Consider the following 18,003-nt stretch of genomic DNA (forward strand, 5'->3'; position numbering starts at 1 on the left):
ACCCCGCAGAAGCGGGGTTTTTTTCGACAGGTTTGCGATTACGCGCGAACGAAGTCGATGTGAGTCAGTTTTGGCTTGAACGCGTGACGCTGAACAGCCTGAACTTTCACTTTTTCTTCTTTACCGCCAACAACGATGGTCAGAACTTCGCTGTAGAATTCAGCTTTGGTCTGCAGGTTCCACAGTTTGTCGTGATCCAGTTCGATGGCAACTGGAGCAGCTTCGCCACCGTAAACGATAGCCGGGAACTTGTTAGCGGTACGCAGGCGGCGGCTCGCACCCTTACCCTGCACGTTACGTACTTCTGCTTCGATAGTGAACATTGATTTCTCTCTGTATTTAAAACCCTACTACAGGCGACCCAGCAGCAGGTGAGTGTTCTGCCTCACGGATGTGAAGCGGGCGGCATTTTATACTCAAATGCCCCCCACATCAATGAAAAGTCCCGCTAACCGCGCAATTCGTTGGCGCGACGGAAGCGACCTTCGTAGTCAAAGAGTTTCTCGCGCACCTGCCAGAACTGGCCTTTTTTGCGGGCGACCACAAAATCCGGATGGCGCAATAGCACCTGCTGGCGCACGATATCCGCCACGGTGATCCAGCGCAGGGGCACCCCCGGGGTGCGGGTGTGCGGGCGAATAAACAGCTGTTCGAAGGCCGTTCGCTGGGCAGGCGTCTGGAGCCGGAAGCGCTCGCTGACGTCCGCCCCGTCTTCATCGTAATAGGTGATTTTCAGCCATTCGCCTTTTTCATCGACGCCGGGCTGCAACGCCATGCCGGAACAGCGCAGCACCAGCGCATCTTTCAGCTTTAATGCTGCTTTTAGCATGTCGTCCGGGTCAACCAGCACCGTGTCGCACTCCCGACAGCGGCGAGCGGCAATGTCATTTTCGGCGTTGCACTGCGGGCAGTTTTTAAACCGGAAGCGGAAATCGCACTGCTCGCGATGCCCTTCATCATCTTCAAACCAGCCCTGACAGCGGCGGCCAAAATGCTCGATCAGCGTGCCGTCGGCGGTTGTTTTGCCCCAGAATGTGTTGGCAAACCCGCAGGCAGGGCAAAAGACCTGCACGGGCACGTTGTCGCTTTTCCCTTTTGGCGCACCGACCTCAGGCGTATAGAGATCGTGCGGGTTACCGGCATAATCCAGAATCAGGCAGTTGGTTTTCTCCGGCGCCAGGCGCAGGCCGCGGCCAACAATTTGCTGATACAAACTGACCGATTCTGTCGGGCGCAAAATAGCGATCAGGTCGACGTGCGGGGCGTCAAAGCCGGTGGTCAATACTGACACGTTAACCAGATAGCGGAACTGCTGGGCTTTAAAGGCCTCAATCAGGCGGTCGCGCTCCGGGCCGGGCGTCTCGCCGGTGATGAGCGCCGCGTCGCCGGGGGGCAGTAACCCGGTGATTTCTCGCGCGTGCTCAACGGTGGCGGCAAAGATCATCACCCCTTTGCGCGTCGCGGCGAACTCCTCTATCTGGCTGATGATATGCGGCGTAATGCGCTTTTGCTTTTTCAGCTCCTTGTTAAGATCCGCTTCGCTGAATAACCCGTTGCTTTGCGCCTGCAGGCGGCTGAAATCGTACTGCACCACCGGCATATCCAGCCGTTCAGGCGGCGTCAGGTAGCCATGTTTAATCATGTAGCGCAGCGGAAGCTCGTAGATGCAGTCGCTAAACAGGGCCTTGTCATCGCCGCGCACCATGCCGTGATAATGGTAACGGTAGATCCAGCCTTTCCCCAGGCGAAACGGGGTCGCCGTCAGGCCCAGCAGGCGCAGGTGAGGGTTCACCTCTTTCAGGTGGGACAGGATTTGCTGATACTGGCTGTCGTCGTCGTCGCTGATGCGGTGACACTCGTCGACAATCAGCAGCGAAAATTCGCTGCGAAACAGGTCCAGATTGCGGGCCACCGACTGCACGCTGCCAAACACCACTTTGCCGTGGCTCTCTTTACGCTTTAGCCCGGCGGCGAAAATATCGGCTTCCAGCCCAAGTGCACAATATTTGGCATGGTTTTGCGCGACGAGCTCTTTAACGTGCGCCAGCACCAGCACGCGGCCGCGGGCCAGACGCGCCAGCTCGGCAATGACCAGGCTTTTGCCTGCACCGGTCGGGAGCACAATCGCCGCCGGCTCGCGATGTTTACGGAACCAGGCGAGGGTGGCGTCAACGGCTTCCTGCTGATAGGGACGAAGTGTAAAAGTCATGGGGTCTCGGTTTCGTTATTCCGCACATAGTATGCCACGAAACTTTTTCCCTTGAGTGGCGCAACCAGACCATTATACTGAACCGTTCCATACTGCTTCTTTTTTCGGACCTGTTGTCCGACTTCCTGCACCATTAAGGCTAAAAAGATTTCATGCGACTTGATAAGTTTATCGCTCAGCAACTCGGCGTAAGCCGCGCTATTGCCGGGCGCGAAATTCGCGCCAGCCGCGTTACCGTGGATGGCGACATTGTGAGAGACAGCGCGTTCAAACTGCAACCTGACCATCAGGTGGAGTATGACGGCAATCCGCTGACCCAGCAGCACGGTCCGCGCTACTTCATGCTCAATAAGCCGGAAGGCTACGTCTGCTCAACGGACGATCCGGATCACCCGACGGTGCTCTATTTCCTCGACGAGCCGGTGGCGCACAAGCTGCACGCCGCAGGTCGACTCGATATCGACACCACCGGGCTGGTGCTGATGACCGACGACGGTCAGTGGTCGCACCGCATCACCTCTCCACGCCACCACTGCGAGAAAACCTATCTCGTGACGCTGGAGTCACCGGTGTCGGATGACACGGCAGAGCACTTCGCGAAAGGCGTTCAGCTGCATAATGAAAAAGATCTGACCAAACCGGCGGTGCTCGAAGTCATCACTCCGACGGAGGTCCGCCTGACCATCAGCGAAGGGCGCTATCATCAGGTGAAACGTATGTTTGCCGCGGTGGGGAACCACGTTGTTGGCCTGCATCGCGAACGGATTGGTGCGATTGAACTCGATCCCGACCTGGCGCCTGGCGAATATCGCCCGTTAACGGAAGAAGAGATCGCCAGCGTCGGTCTGCCTTCGCACTAATTTCAGGAGAACTCTGTGACCACCAGGCCACACTCGTCGTTCAAAATCGTCTTCATTCTTGGCCTGCTGGCCATGCTGATGCCGCTGTCAATTGATATGTATCTGCCCGCACTGCCGGTCATTTCCGCGCAGTTTGGCGTCCCGGCGGGCAGCGCGCAGATGACGCTCAGCACCTATATTCTCGGCTTTGCCCTCGGCCAGCTGTTTTATGGCCCGATGGCCGACAGCCTTGGACGCAAGCCGGTCATTCTGGGCGGGACGCTGGTGTTTGCGGCCGCAGCGGTTGCCTGCGCGCTGGCGCAGACTATCGATCATCTGATTATCATGCGTTTCTTCCACGGTCTGGCGGCGGCAGCGGCAAGCGTGGTGATTAACGCCCTGATGCGCGATATCTACCCCAAAGAAGAGTTCTCCCGCATGATGTCGTTTGTCATGCTGGTGACGACGATTGCGCCGCTGGTGGCGCCAATGGCCGGTGGTGCGGTGCTGGTGTGGTTCAGCTGGCATGTGATTTTCTGGATCCTGGCCCTGGCCGCGCTGCTGGCCTCCGCGATGATCTTCTTCTTTATTGATGAAACGCTTCCCGTCGAGCGCCGCCAGAAGTTTCACATCCGTACCACCATCGGCAACTTTGTCTCGCTGTTTCGCCACAAGCGCGTGCTCAGCTATATGCTGGCAAGCGGGTTCAGCTTCGCCGGAATGTTCTCCTTCCTGAGCGCCGGGCCGTTTGTCTATATCGAGCTGAACCACGTTTCGCCGCAGCACTTCGGCTATTACTTTGCGCTTAACATCGTCTTCCTGTTCATCATGACCATCATCAACAGCCGCTTTGTCCGGCGGGTGGGGGCGCTGAACATGTTCCGCGCCGGGCTGTGGATCCAGTTTGTGATGGCGATCTGGCTGGTGGTAAGCGCGTTTATGGGCGTGGGCTTCTGGGCGCTGGTGGTCGGCGTGGCGGCCTTTGTTGGCTGCGTGTCGATGGTGTCCTCCAATGCGATGGCGGTGATCCTGGATGAGTTTCCGCACATGGCAGGAACCGCATCTTCTCTGGCAGGGACGTTCCGATTCGGCATCGGCGCTATCGTCGGGGCGTTGCTTTCGATGGCCACCTTTACGACGGCATGGCCCATGCTGTGGGCGATGGCTTTTTGCGCAACCAGCTCGATACTCTTCTATCTTTACGCCAGTCGACCGCGAAAAGCGGCCCACTAAAACGCAGAGAAGGCCCGGAAGGGCCTTTTTTGTTGATGCATATCAACCAAACCCCCGTTCGTTTATTCCGTGTTTGTTTATTTTATGTAAAATCTATTTGTGTAAAAAGTCACATCATTGTATTCAAAAAGGTTGAGTTAGATCGCAGAAACGGGTACATATAGCGCCGACGCGAGCCTGAATACCGATAAAAAAGTGCTGAATAGTGCAGGCTGACGATGATGTGTTACTATAAATGTAAATAAATTGTGAAGTAAATTTTGCTTCCGGGGAACGAACGTGAATACATTACAACTTTCTATTGTCCATCGCTTGCCCCAGAGCTATCGCTGGTCGGCGGGTTTTGCTGGTTCGAAAGTTGAACCGATTCCGCAAAACGTCGCGGGCTGTGAAAACTGCCTGGTGGCGCTCAAGCTGCTGAGCCCGAGCGACGAAAATGCCTGGCGGGTGATGGAGCGTCTCAGTCAGGCCCTGACGGATATCGAAGTGGACAGCTCCGTGCTGGAGTGCGAAGGTGAGCCGTGCCTGTTTGTGAAAAGCCAGGACGAGTTTGCTGCTACCTGCCGCCTGAAAAATTTTGGCGTTGCTATTGCAGAGCCTTTCTCCGGCCAGTATCCATTCTGAGCGCTAGTCTGACGACAACAGCTGGCGCGTGTAGCGCTGCGTTGGCGCGCTAAATAGGCGCTGGCAATCACCCTGCTCGACCACCTCTCCCTGACGCAACACAATCACCTGATGGCATAGCGCCCGCACCACCTGTAAATCATGGCTGATAAAGATATAGGCCAGCCGGTGCTTTTCCTGTAACCCTTTCAGCAGCGCCAGGATCTGCGCCTGTACGGTCCTGTCCAGCGATGACGTCGGTTCATCCAGAATAATCAGCTCCGGTTTCAGGATCAGCGCGCGGGCAATGGCGATACGCTGGCGCTGCCCACCGGAATATTCCGCAGGGTAGCGGTGGCGCGTCTCGGGATCTAGGCCCACTTCGGTCATGACCCGCATGACCTCCTGCTCGCGTTGCTGCGCGCTCAGGCCGGGCTGATGGACGCGCAGACCCTCTTCGATAATCTGTAACACGCTGAGCCGTGGGTTAAGCGAGGAGTTGGGATCCTGAAACACCACCTGCATGCGGGGACGCACGGGCAGCATCTGGCGGCGGTTCCAGCGGTGCAGCGGCATATCGTCAAAGAGGATCTCGCCCTGGGAGGCAATTAAGCGCAGCAGCGCCAGACCGGTGGTGCTTTTGCCCGAGCCGGATTCGCCCACCAGCCCCAGGGATTCCCCCGGGCGCAGCGAGAAGCGGATATTTTTCAGCACCGGGTTGCGATCGACAATGCGGCGCAGAATACCTTTACGGATCGGGAACGAGACGGACAGATCCTCAACGCGCAGCAGCGGCGTGCTGTCCGCATCGAGAGGAACCGGGTCGCCGGAGGGTTCGCTGTCGAGCAGGCGCTGCGTATAGGGGTGCTGTGGGGCACTCAGCAGCGCGGACGCCGTATTCTGTTCAACACAGCGTCCGTTTTGCATCACCGCGACGCTGTCGGCCAGCTTTCTCACAATGCTCAGGTTGTGCGTGATAAACAGCAGGCTCATGTTCAGCTCGTCACGCAGTTCCCGCAGCAGCGTCAGTATTTGCGCCTGTACCGTCACGTCCAGCGCCGTTGTGGGCTCGTCGGCAATCAACAGTTCGGGCCGCGTTAGCAGGGCCATGGCGATCATTACGCGCTGGCGTTCGCCGCCGGAGAGCTGATGCGGAAAATCATTCAGCCGTTTGGCCGCATTGCGTATGCCCGTTCGTTCAAGACAATCCAGAATTTCTCCCCGCGCGGCCTCTTTGCGCATCCCTCGGTGCAGGGAGAGCACTTCATAAAGCTGTTTTTCGAGGCTGTGCAGAGGGTTAAGTGAAACCATCGGCTCCTGGAAGATCATCGCGATTTTGTTGCCGCGAATGCCGCGCAGGGTATGTTCGTCGGCATGCAGCAGCGAACGGCCGTGAAAAAGAATGTCCCCTTGCGGATAGCTCACCGGCGGAGAAGGCAGCAGCCGCAGGATGGAGAGCGCCGAAACGCTCTTGCCTGAACCCGACTCACCCACCAGGGCCAGCGTTTCCCCGGGCTGGATCTGCAGCGATAAATCGTTGACCACGGTGCGCGTCTCACCCTGCTTTGAAAAAGCAATCGACAGGTTATCAATACTCAGAAGAGGCTGGGTCATCTTATACCGCCTTGTTCGGATCAAAGGCATCGCGCACGGCTTCGCCAATAAAAATCAGCAGCGACAGCAGCACGGCCACGGAAAGAAAGGCGGCGATGTCTAACCACGGCGCCTGGAGGTTGTTCTTACCCTGCAGCAGCAGTTCGCCAAGCGACGGGGAACCCAGCGGTAGCCCGAAACCGAGAAAATCCAGCGAGGTGAGCGTGGTGATGGAGCTGCACAGAATAAACGGCAGGAAGGTGAGCGTTGCCACCACGGCGTTGGGCAGCATATGGCGGAAGATGATACTCCGGTCGCTAACGCCAAGCGCCTGCGCCGCGCGGATATAGTCGAAATTGCGGGTGCGCAGAAACTCCGCCCGCACCACGCCGACCAGCGCCATCCAGCCGAACAGGACGGTGATGCCTAATAACCACCAGAAGTTGGGCTGTACGACGCTGGAAAGCAGGATGATCAGAAACAGCGTTGGCATACCAGACCAGACTTCGATGATACGCTGGCCCCACAGGTCAATTTTCCCGCCGTAGTAACCCTGAACGGCGCCCGCCACAACGCCCATCACGCTGGAGAAGAGCGTCAGCATCAGCCCAAAGAGAAGCGATATTCGCGTGCCGTACAGGATGCGTGCCAGCACGTCGCCGCCGTTAGCATCCGTTCCCAGCCAGTTTTGCGCGGAGGGCGGGGAAGGGAAGGGGGCCGTGGTAGCGAAGTTTATACTGTTTGCGCCAAAGCGCACCGGCGCCCAGAGCGCCCAGCCGTGCTGCTCAATCTGCTGGCGAAGCCACGGATCCTGATATTCCGCCCGTGTCGCAAACGGGCCGCCAAAGTCGCTTTCGCTGTAGCTGGCGATGACCGGCACGTACCAGCGATCGTTAAAATGCACCAGCAGCGGCTTGTCGTTGGCGATCAGCTCCGAACACATGCTCAAGGCAAACAGCACGGCAAAAATCCACAGCGACCAGTAGCCGCGGCGGTTGTGGCGAAAACGGGCCCAGCGGGCCTGATTGACGGGGCTTAAACGCGGCATCAGCGGCCCTCAAAATCGATTCGGGGATCGACCAGCGTATAGCTGATATCACTGATGATATTCAGCAGCAGGCCAATCAGGGTGAAAATATAGAGTGTGCCAAACATCACCGGATAATCGCGCGATACGGTAGCCTCATAGCCCAGCAGCCCCAGACCGTTGAGCGAGAACATGACCTCTATCAGCAGCGAGCCGGTAAAAAACATGCCGATGAACGTGGCCGGAAACCCGGCGATTACCAGCAGCATTGCGTTGCGGAACACGTGTTTCCACATGATCTGCTTCTCGCTCACGCCCTTGGCGCGGGCAGTAACAACGTACTGCTTACGAATTTCATCGAGAAAGGCGTTTTTGGTCAACATGGTCAGGGCCGCAAACCCGCCAATGACCGTGGCCAGAACCGGCAGCGTGATATGCCAGAGATAGTCGGTGATTTTCTGATACCACGGCAGGGAACTGAAATCGGCGGAGACCAGCCCCCGCAGCGGGAAGAGGTCAAAATAACTTCCCCCGGCAAAAAAGACGATCAGCAGGACGGCAAACAGAAACGCCGGGATGGCATAGCCGATGATAATGAACGTGCTGCTCCAGATATCGAAGCGGCTACCGTTATACACCGCTTTGCGGATCCCAAGCGGTATAGAGACCAGATAAATAATCAGCGTTCCCCACAGCCCCAGCGTGATCGAAACCGGCAGGCTTTGCTTGATCAGCGTTAACACTGACGCACTGCGAAACAGGCTATCGCCAAAATCAAAGCGGATGTAATCCCAGAGCATTTTGAAATAGCGCTCGTGAATCGGTTTGTCAAAGCCGTAGCGGTGGGTGATCTCGGCGATCACTTCCGGATCCAGCCCGCGTCCGCCGCGATAATGGCTTTCACTGATATTCCCTACGCCGGTTCGCGCATGGCTTGCGCCCATGCCTTCACCGCCGCCGCCGGGCATGCCGCCGCTGTTGCCAAATTCAATGGCGGCAATTGCCTGATCGACCGGGCCGCCGGGAGCAATTTGCACGATAAAAAAGTTAATCGTGATGATGGCCCACAGGGTGGGGATGACCAGCAGGAGACGACGGATAAGATAGGCACCCATGATGATTCCTTATCGCCGCTCAGCGGGAAGTCTGGCGGCTTTGTTAACGTCATACCACCAGGTATCAAAGCCCAGGGAATAGACAGGGCGCACGGCAGGCACGGAGAACTTATCCCAGCGCGCAAGGCGATCTTCGCCCATATACCACATCGGCAGCATGTAGTAGTTCCAGGTTAAGACCCTGTCGAGGGCGCGCCCGAGCGGCAGGAGCTTTTCTTTATCCCCCTGTGCCGCCACGATTTTAGCAATCAGCGCGTCAATCGCCGGGCTTTTTACCCCCGGCGCATTGTACGAGGAGTCGATGTAGCTGGAGGCCCAGGAGATTTGCAGGTCCGTGCTGGGCCACGGTTGGGCGGGCCACAGGCGCTGCATCATGTCGTAATCGCGGCTGCGCATGCGGCTGGTGATCTGCGCGTTATCAACCTGGCGAATGTTCATGGTCACGCCCAGCCGCTCAAGATTGTGCTTAAACGGCAGTACCCACTGGTCGTTGCCCCCGGACGAGAGCAGCAGCTCAAAGCTGAGCGGCTTGCCCGTTTTGGCATCAACACGTTTTTGATTCTTCAGATGCCAGCCCGCGTCATCCAGCAGCTTGCTGGCTTTGAGCAGGTTGTCGCGGTCGTAACCGTCACCGTTTGAAGCCGGCGGCTGAAACACCGTTGTAAACACCTCTGGCGGTACCTCTGCTTTAAGGGGTGCCAGCAGAACCAGTTCGTCGGCTTTCGGATAATCACGCGCGGCATATTCCGTGTTCTGGAAATAGCTGTTGGCGCGGCTGTAAGCCCCGTAAAACAGCGCTTTGTTCATCCACTCAAAATCAAAGGCCAGGGAGATGGCTTCCCGCACCCGGCGGTCATTAAATACCGGACGCTGAATATTAAACGCCAGCCATCGCGTGTCTTGCGCAGACTCATTTTTATGCTCGTCTTTGACGATATAGCCTTTGGCGAAATTTTTGCCGATATAGCGGGTCGCCCAGTTTTTGGCGCTGCTCTCGACCCGCAAATCGAAAGCCCCCGCTTTGAACGCTTCAAACGCCACGTTATCGTCAAGGTAGTAATCATAGCGAAGGGTGTCGAAGTTCCAGCGTCCGCGGTTTACCGGCAGATTGGCTGCCCAGTAGTCTTTGACGCGGGAATAGACGACATATTGCCCCATGCGCCAGTCGGTGATGCGGTAGGGGCCGCCAGCCAGAGGAGGCGTGGAAAGCGGGTCGCTCAGCTTGTGGCTTTTCCAGAACGATTCCGGCATCACCGGCAGCGAGAACAGGCTGAGCATGTTCTCTTTATTTGGTTCGCTCAACTCGATGCGCACGGTAAGCGGCGCAATGGCTCTGACCGACGCGCCTTTATACACGATGCGGAACTGGGGAACGCCTTCGGTCATAAATTTATGAAAGGTGAACGCAACGTCGCTGGCCTTAACCGGCGTACCATCATGAAAACGAGCTCGAGGGTTAAGGGAGATCTCCGCCCAGGCGAAGTTATCGGCGTAACGCACGTTCTCGGCAATAAGCGGATAGTAGCTGCCGGGCTCGTCATCGGAGGTGACAAAGAGCGTATCGTAAAGCGATTCCGTCCGCGCGGCCGCCACGCCGCGCAGGGCGAAGCGGTTGAAGTTGTCGAAGGTTCCCGTGGCGGAAAGCGTGACCTTTCCGCCCTTCGGCGCGGCAGGGTTGACGTAATCGAAGTGCGTAAAATTGACCGCGTATTTCGGCTCGCCAATCACCGCGAAGGCGATATTTTCTTTGATGGCTTGCGCCTGGCTGGACAGGCTCGTGAATGCCAACATCAGCAACATAAAGCGCATAAGCATCTCGCGGCAGCTCCCTCTTTACAGACCGGCTCGGTTAAGCTGAATAATAAGTGACGTCACGGACAATGTGAAATTAATCACCCTCGGCCGAAATATCAGGCCGCCATTCGCGGAACTGTGCCAGCGGCATCGGGCGGCTAATCCAGTATCCCTGCAGGAAATTAACGCCGTGTTCGCGCAGCCAGGCGGCCTGTTCCGGTGTCTCTACCCCTTCGGCGACGGTCGACATATTCAGTCGTCTTGCCAGCGTCAGAACGGCATCCAGCACCGGCGACGTCACCGTCTCAGTCCCTATTGCGTTAACAAATCCGCGGTCTATCTTGAGGTAGTCCATGGTGAAATGCTCAAGGTAAATCAGTGCGCTGTGGCCGGTACCAAAATCATCAATGGCGATTTCAAACCCTTCGTTATGGAGCCATTCGAAGAGGCTATTAGCTTCCCGATGGTTAAGCATATCGCGCTCGGTAATTTCCAGCACGATCTGGAAGTAATCAGGCGGCAGTAGGGCTTTGAAGGTGCGCATATCGTCCTTGAAGCTTTCCGCATGCAGATGCCCCGGCGCGATGTTGATGCCCACCTTTGCGCCCGGAGGTAACAGCGTTTGTAATACGGGAGCATCGTGAATGATAAGGTCAAAAAGATGCAGCGTCAGCGGGACAATGAGCTTCTGCGCTTCGGCAAAATTGATAAACGCGTCGGGCGGAATTTCCCCCATTGTTGGGTGTTTCCAGCGCATCAGTACTTCCAGCCCGGTCATCTGGAGCGATTTAGCATCGACGACGGGCTGATAGACTACATAAAACTGGCCGCGCTTAATCGCGCTTAAAATCTCTTTACCCGGGTTGAGGCGAATGCTGAGGATATAGTAGTTGAGCGAGCCGGCACAAATGCCGCATACCAGCCCGAAGAACAGGGCGTAAAGAATTTCATCGCTGGTCCAGGCGTCCGCATACAGATTTATGGTCAGGGGAACGTCTTTCAGCGTTGCGGTACGGGCCGGCGTTTCATGAAGATCGTGCGCGTTGACCAGCATGCTGGACCGCGTTGACAGCGCATGATCGCCAATGATGATGGCGATGCCGGCAAATTCGTCCTGGCGAGCCGTGTAGAGCAGGTAAGGCGTCAGGTTGAGATTCACTGAGGTAAATACGCCGCCGTCCTTCACTAGCGGGTTACGGTACCAGATGGCAATGGCGGGCTTGTTGGGCAACATCGGAGTGCCGGGAAGCAACGCCATATCAATCTGTTTGTCGATGTGCAGCTCAGGTATCAGCTCCTCCATCGGGGAATTCATCGGACCCGTAGCAGAAGAGCAGAACGCCATTTTGTCTCTGACCAGCAGGAATGCGCGAACGTTAACGCTAAAGGCAGCGCGCGAGGTGAGTTCCTGATTTACGTCGTGGCAATTGTTTAACGTGAGCGGCTGGAGTACATCGATAGAATTTTTTAACTCATCGAAATAGCTCTCCATATAGATGCTCACATCGTGGATCAGGGTGTCGAATTTGACTTCCCGCTTGTGGTAGCTCCAGAAAAATTGCAACGAACCCAGGAGCAGGGCGGCGATTAGGCCTGTGATGATGCTGAGGATCAGTATCTTGCGATTGCTGGAGAAATAGCGGGTGAACATAGACGTCGTAATTCCTGAAATGCCGCTGGATGTATTCAGTGTAACGGGCAAAAAAAAACACTGCCGAAGCAGTGCTTTTTTTCATCATATCGCCAGCCAAGGGATAACCAACGATACGATAGTCATATTAACTGCGGGTCAGTACGCGGCGTGCTTCGTTGTAGCGCTTTTTCCAGTACGGTTCATTCATGCTGGAAATGGTGACACCGCTGCTGGTTGAGGCATGTACGAACTGGTCATTACCAATGTAGATGCCAACATGTCGACCTGTAGAACCGGCACGGAACAGGACTAGATCACCGGTGCGCAGTTTGGTACGTGAAATCGACTTGCCCATCTCCTGCTGTTCATAGGTTGAACGCGGAAGATCTAACCCAAATTGCTCGCGGAATGTACGCTGTACAAAACCGGAACAATCAATACCTGTTTTTGTGCTGCCGCCAAGACGATAGCGCACGCCTTTCCAGTCAGCATACTGGTCCATAATGCGGGACTTCACGTCCAGATTACGTACCATATTTTCAAATTCATCCTGAGAGGCTTGCAGTGACGAGGAATCTTCCATTCCCACAACACGCGTCTCAGGATGCATATTCTTTGCGGTGTTCGATGTACTACATGCAGACAACAGTACCGCGACTGCTATCGCCGGGATCCCCCGTAAGATATATCTCAGAAACGGTTGAGATTTGACCATTTTGTTTATTTTCCCTTGAAGTCCTTAACGACAAATATCGTTATAAAAATGCCAAACGTGACGAGACTAATTATCTGTTCACATTGAGACAATTCTTTCTGGTCACATTTGTGGTACAGCGCACAAAATTATTCGCCAGCGAAATAATTATCTCTATGGGGCAAAACGAGTTCGAGATTAACCGATTGCCTGGGGTATTGCGAGTAAAAAAAGCCTTTTTTTTATAAGAAAATGTGATACAGAAAGTAAAAATCCGTAATTGCTTAAAATGCGGACAGATCCGAGGCTTTATCGCGCAATTGCTTCATTTTTATCATGAATGTGATGACAAGAATATGACGCTGGGAAAAGATCGTGGCGAGAACGCTATCAGGGATCATGTCGATCCCTGATAGCTCACGTTAATTTAGGTTAGTTATTTGTTCAATTATTGTTGCGTTTTATCGGGAAGGTAGCGATCGAACAGCGCTATTATCCTGTCGCTCAGTGGGGTCATCAAACACCACGGCAGCGCAATCAGCGCAACGGAGAGCGAACCGACGGCAATATCGGTGAACCAGTGAGCGCCAATCATTACGCGCGGGAAGGCAAAAACCACAAAAATAATCAGGGCTATGGCAAACGCTTTTCTGCCGAAATAGCGAAGCATAATTGCGGAAAAAATAAGCAACATCATGCCGTGATCGCCAGGGAAACTGTCCTTCGACGCATCTTTTGTTGGAATATGCAGCAGCTCACTGACGCGATAAATATCGGTGAAAAAGAGCGTTGGGCTGGAACGCTTAACCGGAATAATTGCGGTGGCCAGCTGGTTAATGACGACAGCAAACAGCAGCATCACCAGACCGATAATCAGAATACGCCGACGCCCGGCTTTGTCCTCTTTCAGCCAGAAAGAGAGCATCAGGCAGCCCATCGCCAGCAGCGAGAAGCCGTCAAAGGCGCGGTTGTTGGTAATTGCCACCAGCCACAGGAACGCGTTGCTCTTCACCAGCTCCTGATTGAAGAAGTGAAAAATGGCAGAATCCAGCGGGAACCAGAAACCATGATCTGCCGGGATATACCAGGAGAAGAAAAGCGCCAGACCGGCGACATTAAGCAGTAATATCAGGGGAAATCGAGTTGTCATAACGTTCTGCATAGAGTGAAAACTGGGGCAACGTTAGCCGCCCGAACTTAAACGAATCCTCAACAGACTGGACTGGAGGGCATTCCAGTCGGCGTTAACCGCACTAATTAACTCTATACGGCTGTCAGGCGGTGCCACGTTTTGCGTTTCAATAAAGAAATCGTCGCCCTGGCGGTTGATCCGCACCAGTCCGTCCGGGGTGCGCATGATCCCTTTCACGCGATCGACGGGCGCAAGGCGGGCCCACTCCAGGATCCCGATGGTGTCAAAAACGGTTTCAGCATCAAAAATCCATCCGCAGGCCTGATATCCCTGGCCGCTATTCAGATTACGACGCCAGCGCTGGTGTTCCGGCAGATTCAGGGCTGCCAGACCCTGCTTAACCGGATGACTGTGCGAATGCTCCGCGCTGGCAGGCAAGGCGGTGAGGTTCAGACGTGGAAGGTCAAGCAGGGTGCTATCAATATTCCCTTGGGTAGTTTCCACCCGTGTGCGATTGCCGCCAAAATGTTGCCACCACGCATCCAGCGCGGCCTGGCTTTCAGCCGTGGCGCGATCTGCTTTATTCGCAACAATAACGTCAGCGGAGGCGAGCTGATCGCGGAAGTTCTCATTAGCCACCGCCTTGTCATCCAGAAGCTGACGCGGATCGAGCAGGCACAGGGTGGCGCGCAAATCGATCCACGGCTCGTAAACCGGGGCGGTCAGTAAATCGAGGATTTGCTTAGGGTGACCCAGCCCGGTAGGTTCAATCAGCAGGCGGTCAGGTTTGCCCTGACGCAGCAGGGTATTGAGGCCGACCTGCATAGGCAGGCCATTGACGCAGCACATGCATCCGCCGGGGATCTCTTTAATCATCGCGCCGCTGGATGACAGCAACGCGCCGTCAATGCCCACCTCGCCAAATTCATTGACCAGCACGGCCCACTTCTCGGCCGGATCTTTATTCGCCAGCAGGTGGAGAATTGAGGTGGTTTTACCGCTGCCGAGAAAACCGGTGATGAGGTTGGTTTTGGTCACGTGCGCTCCAGATCAGAATTGTGATGCTATAACACTATTCTCTCTATCCTGGCGAAAAACGTGACCTGTGAGAAGGGGAAGGGCAAACGGAGGCCTCATCCGTTCGCGTTAAGAGCAATAATCGTTAAATATTTAACGTTTCGATAACAGCCTGACGTGCGCCGTTGCGGATAATGCGCTGGTATGCCTGGCGGACAGTCTCCACAAAGACGCTGTTTTGTGCGAGATCGTGACCAAAGACCTCACTCAGCCCCAGCAGCGCGTTAACGCGGTCGGCGTCGCTGCTGGCGTTGACGATGGCGCGGATTTTATCGCTGAGGGGATCGCGAACGTCAATCGCATTGCCACGGTCGTCGATACCGCTGACGTAGCGTATCCAGCCGGCCACGCCCAGAGCCAGCAGCGGCCACGGCGTATTTCGCTCAAGATGAACGCGGATCCCGTCAAGCATTCTCTGGGGCAGCTTCTGGCTACCGTCCATCGCGATTTGCCAGGTCCGATGCTGGAGGGCCGGGTTGGCAAAGCGTTCAATTAGGCTATCGGCGTAGGCGGTGAGATCGACATCCTTAATCTGTAACGTGGGGGCCTGCTCGTTCAGCATCAGCCGACGGGCGGCTTCACGGAACGCCGCGTCCTCCATGCATTCATTAATATGCGCGTAGCCGGCAAGATACCCGAGATACGCCAGGAAAGAGTGGCTGCCGTTGAGCATGCGTAATTTCATCTGCTCCCACGGCAGAACATCCTGCACCATCTGGACACCCGCCACTTCCCACTCGGGACGGCCTGCGACAAAATTATCTTCCACCACCCACTGAATAAACGGTTCGCAGCTGATGGCGCACGGATCTTCAACGCCGAGCGCGTCGGTGATTTCCGCAAGCGATGCTTCCGTCGCGGCGGGAACAATTCTGTCAACCATCGTTCCCGGGAAGCTCACGTGGCTATCAATCCATTCAGACAGCGCCGCGGAACGCTTTTGCGCCATGCCCAGCACCGCGTTTTTGACCACGTGCCCGTTATCCGGGATGTTGTCGCAGGAGAGCACGGTAAACGCAGGCAAACCGCGCTCGCGGCGGCGGTGGAGTGCTTCGACCAGGATCCCTGGGGCAGAATGTGGCTCTGAGGGGTTTTCAAGGTCGTGGACGATCCGGGGGTTATTCAGATCGAGTTTTCCGGTCGCGGGATCGATGCAATAGCCTTTTTCCGTGATGGTGAGCGATACAATCGCGACCTGAGGCTCGCAAAATTTCTCAATAATGGCGGGCAGAGAGTCCAGTTTTGCGTTCAGGCATTCATGGACGGCGCCGACGATAATCGCCTCATTTCCATCAGCCCCTTTCTCCAGCACGGTGAACAGATGCTCCTGCGCGCGCAGCTGGCTCATCAGCGCGTCGCCGCTGAACAGGCTAATCTCACAAATCCCCCAGTCGCCGCCTTTTTCATTCAGCACCCTATTTGTTAACAAAGCCTGGTGCGCACGGTGAAACGCGCCAAAGCCAAAGTGAACGATGCGGGAGCGTAATGACTGGCGATCGTAGCGAGGTTGCTGAACCCCGGCAGGAAGGACGGTAGAGGCAATTGTCTTCATGAGATACACACCTGATTAACCATTAATTAACAATGCCAGTGTAAAGTTATATGACAGCAAATAAAATTGGTGAGCCGTAAATATCCCCGTTATGTGAGTTTGATCAATCAATGTGTGGCGGTGTATTGACCCTTCACGGCAAACATGTATGGTAGTCGTCATTGAGGTAATGTATATTGGTATAACAACTTAAGAGGGTGAGGCAATGGAACAAACCTGGCGTTGGTACGGGCCGAACGATCCGGTTTCTCTTGATGATGTGCGTCAGGCTGGCGCAACGGGTGTCGTCACGGCGCTGCATCATATTCCTAACGGTCAGGTCTGGCCGGTAGAGGAAATACAGACGCGTCAGGCGCTGCTGGCGGAGAAGGGATTAACCTGGTCTGTGGTGGAAAGCATTCCTGTTCATGAAGATATCAAAACCCATTCCGGGGATTACCAGACCTGGATTGCTAACTATCAGCAGAGCATTCGTAACCTCGCGGCCTGCGGAATTGATACGGTTTGCTATAACTTTATGCCCATCCTCGACTGGACGCGAACCGACCTCGAATATCAGATGCCGGACGGTTCAAAAGCGCTGCGTTTCGATCAGATTGCCTTTGCAGCGTTCGAGCTGCACATCCTGAAACGGCCTGGCGCCGAAGCGGATTACACCGTGGAAGAGCAGCAGCAGGCACTCGAATGGTTCAATGCAGCCAGCGACGCGGACATCGAAAAGCTGACCCGTAATATTATTGCGGGCCTGCCGGGTGCCGAAGAGGGGTATACGCTGGATCAGTTCCGCGCCCGCCTGGCGGAATACGGCAATATTGATAAGCACCAGCTGCGTGAAAACATGGCGTATTTCCTGCGCGCTATCGTGCCGGTTGCGGAAGAGGTCGGGGTTCGCCTGGCCGTGCACCCGGACGATCCACCGCGTCCCATTCTTGGCCTGCCGCGCATTGTTTCCACAATTGAAGATATGCAGTGGCTGAAAGAGACGGTCGACAGCATCTATAACGGCTTCACCATGTGTACCGGCTCCTACGGCGTGCGGGCAGATAACGATCTGGTGCGGATGATTGAAACCTTCGGCGACCGCATTCATTTTACGCATCTGCGCGCGACCTGCCGTGAAGAGAACCCAAAAACCTTCCACGAGGCGGCTCACCTGGGCGGCGATGTGAATATGGTGGCGGTGGTAGACGCCATTCTGGCCGAAGAGGCGCGTCGCAAGCAGATTGGCGATGTACGTCCTATTCCGTTCCGTCCAGACCACGGCCATCAGATGCTGGACGATCTGCGTAAGAAAACCAACCCAGGCTATTCTGCGATTGGCCGTCTTAAAGGGATGGCGGAAGTGCGTGGGGTTGAGCTGGCGTTGAAGATGACGAAGTATCCGGAGCTGCTGTAAGCTCTGTTGCCCGGTGGCGCTACGCTTACCGGGCCTACAAAAAAAAACCGGCCTGAGAGCCGGTTATTTTATTTTGTAGGTCGGATAAGGCGAAGCCGCCATCCGA

Annotated in this window: 15 protein-coding genes; 4 read left to right on the forward strand and 11 right to left on the reverse strand. The window is 55.5% G+C overall.

Annotated elements, in window-relative coordinates; all coding sequences use genetic code 11:
- Positions 1 to 38 precede the first annotated feature (38 nt).
- A complete protein-coding gene (rplY, locus tag ACWYRJ_RS01375; protein ID WP_008500956.1) occupies positions 39 to 323 on the reverse strand; it encodes a 50S ribosomal protein L25 in 285 nt (94 codons plus the stop codon).
- Between the two features lie 125 nt (positions 324 to 448).
- Complete coding sequence (locus ACWYRJ_RS01380) at positions 449 to 2,209, reverse strand: DEAD/DEAH box helicase (RefSeq protein ID WP_455507284.1); 1,761 nt, start codon at positions 2,207 to 2,209, stop codon at positions 449 to 451.
- Between the two features lie 152 nt (positions 2,210 to 2,361).
- Here ACWYRJ_RS01380 and rsuA point away from each other — a divergent pair, with 152 nt between their 5' ends.
- The 3 genes from rsuA to ACWYRJ_RS01395 all read left to right on the forward strand — a co-directional run bounded on the left by rsuA (position 2,362) and on the right by ACWYRJ_RS01395 (position 4,905).
- Complete coding sequence (gene rsuA / locus ACWYRJ_RS01385) at positions 2,362 to 3,069, forward strand: 16S rRNA pseudouridine(516) synthase RsuA (RefSeq protein WP_021241522.1); 708 nt, start codon at positions 2,362 to 2,364, stop codon at positions 3,067 to 3,069.
- Between the two features lie 15 nt (positions 3,070 to 3,084).
- Positions 3,085 to 4,281, forward strand: coding sequence for a Bcr/CflA family multidrug efflux MFS transporter (locus ACWYRJ_RS01390; RefSeq protein ID WP_455507285.1), 1,197 nt, complete (start codon positions 3,085 to 3,087; stop codon positions 4,279 to 4,281).
- Positions 4,282 to 4,560: 279 nt separating this feature from the next.
- Entirely contained in the window at positions 4,561 to 4,905 is a 345-nt protein-coding gene (locus ACWYRJ_RS01395) for a YejG family protein (protein ID WP_008500952.1), read from the forward strand.
- Positions 4,906 to 4,908: 3 nt separating this feature from the next.
- On the opposite strand, the gene yejF is transcribed toward ACWYRJ_RS01395, so the two are convergent.
- The 9 genes from yejF to ACWYRJ_RS01440 all read right to left on the reverse strand — a co-directional run bounded on the left by yejF (position 4,909) and on the right by ACWYRJ_RS01440 (position 16,501).
- Positions 4,909 to 6,498: a microcin C ABC transporter ATP-binding protein YejF gene (yejF, locus tag ACWYRJ_RS01400; RefSeq protein ID WP_111965301.1), complete on the reverse strand. Its 1,590-nt coding sequence runs from the start codon at positions 6,496 to 6,498 to the stop codon at positions 4,909 to 4,911.
- Position 6,499: 1 nt separating this feature from the next.
- On the reverse strand, positions 6,500 to 7,525 hold the full coding sequence (locus tag ACWYRJ_RS01405) for an ABC transporter permease (protein WP_455507286.1): 1,026 nt from the start codon (positions 7,523 to 7,525) through the stop codon (positions 6,500 to 6,502).
- Positions 7,525 to 8,619, reverse strand: a complete 1,095-nt coding sequence (locus ACWYRJ_RS01410; protein ID WP_029740961.1) for a microcin C ABC transporter permease YejB — start codon at positions 8,617 to 8,619, stop codon at positions 7,525 to 7,527. The genes ACWYRJ_RS01405 and ACWYRJ_RS01410 overlap by 1 nt, the downstream gene beginning before the upstream one ends.
- Positions 8,620 to 8,628: 9 nt before the next feature.
- Positions 8,629 to 10,434, reverse strand: coding sequence for an extracellular solute-binding protein (locus ACWYRJ_RS01415; protein WP_249576139.1), 1,806 nt, complete (start codon positions 10,432 to 10,434; stop codon positions 8,629 to 8,631).
- A gap of 73 nt (positions 10,435 to 10,507) precedes the next feature.
- Complete coding sequence (locus ACWYRJ_RS01420) at positions 10,508 to 12,064, reverse strand: cyclic di-GMP phosphodiesterase (RefSeq protein WP_111965304.1); 1,557 nt, start codon at positions 12,062 to 12,064, stop codon at positions 10,508 to 10,510.
- Positions 12,065 to 12,191: 127 nt separating this feature from the next.
- A complete protein-coding gene (mepS, locus tag ACWYRJ_RS01425) occupies positions 12,192 to 12,761 on the reverse strand; it encodes a bifunctional murein DD-endopeptidase/murein LD-carboxypeptidase (protein WP_008500946.1) in 570 nt (189 codons plus the stop codon).
- Between the two features lie 427 nt (positions 12,762 to 13,188).
- Positions 13,189 to 13,890, reverse strand: coding sequence for a phosphatase PAP2 family protein (locus ACWYRJ_RS01430; protein WP_188035085.1), 702 nt, complete (start codon positions 13,888 to 13,890; stop codon positions 13,189 to 13,191).
- Between the two features lie 33 nt (positions 13,891 to 13,923).
- Positions 13,924 to 14,910, reverse strand: coding sequence for a CobW family GTP-binding protein (locus ACWYRJ_RS01435; protein ID WP_149366467.1), 987 nt, complete (start codon positions 14,908 to 14,910; stop codon positions 13,924 to 13,926).
- A 124-nt stretch (positions 14,911 to 15,034) separates the two neighbouring features.
- On the reverse strand, positions 15,035 to 16,501 hold the full coding sequence (locus tag ACWYRJ_RS01440; RefSeq protein ID WP_455507287.1) for a mannitol dehydrogenase family protein: 1,467 nt from the start codon (positions 16,499 to 16,501) through the stop codon (positions 15,035 to 15,037).
- A 205-nt stretch (positions 16,502 to 16,706) separates the two neighbouring features.
- On the opposite strand from ACWYRJ_RS01440, the gene uxuA reads away from it, so the two are divergent.
- On the forward strand, positions 16,707 to 17,897 hold the full coding sequence (gene uxuA / locus ACWYRJ_RS01445; RefSeq protein ID WP_455507288.1) for a mannonate dehydratase: 1,191 nt from the start codon (positions 16,707 to 16,709) through the stop codon (positions 17,895 to 17,897).
- Positions 17,898 to 18,003: the final 106 nt, after the last annotated feature.

The sequence above is a fragment of the Enterobacter sp. genome (genome assembly GCF_977039595.1).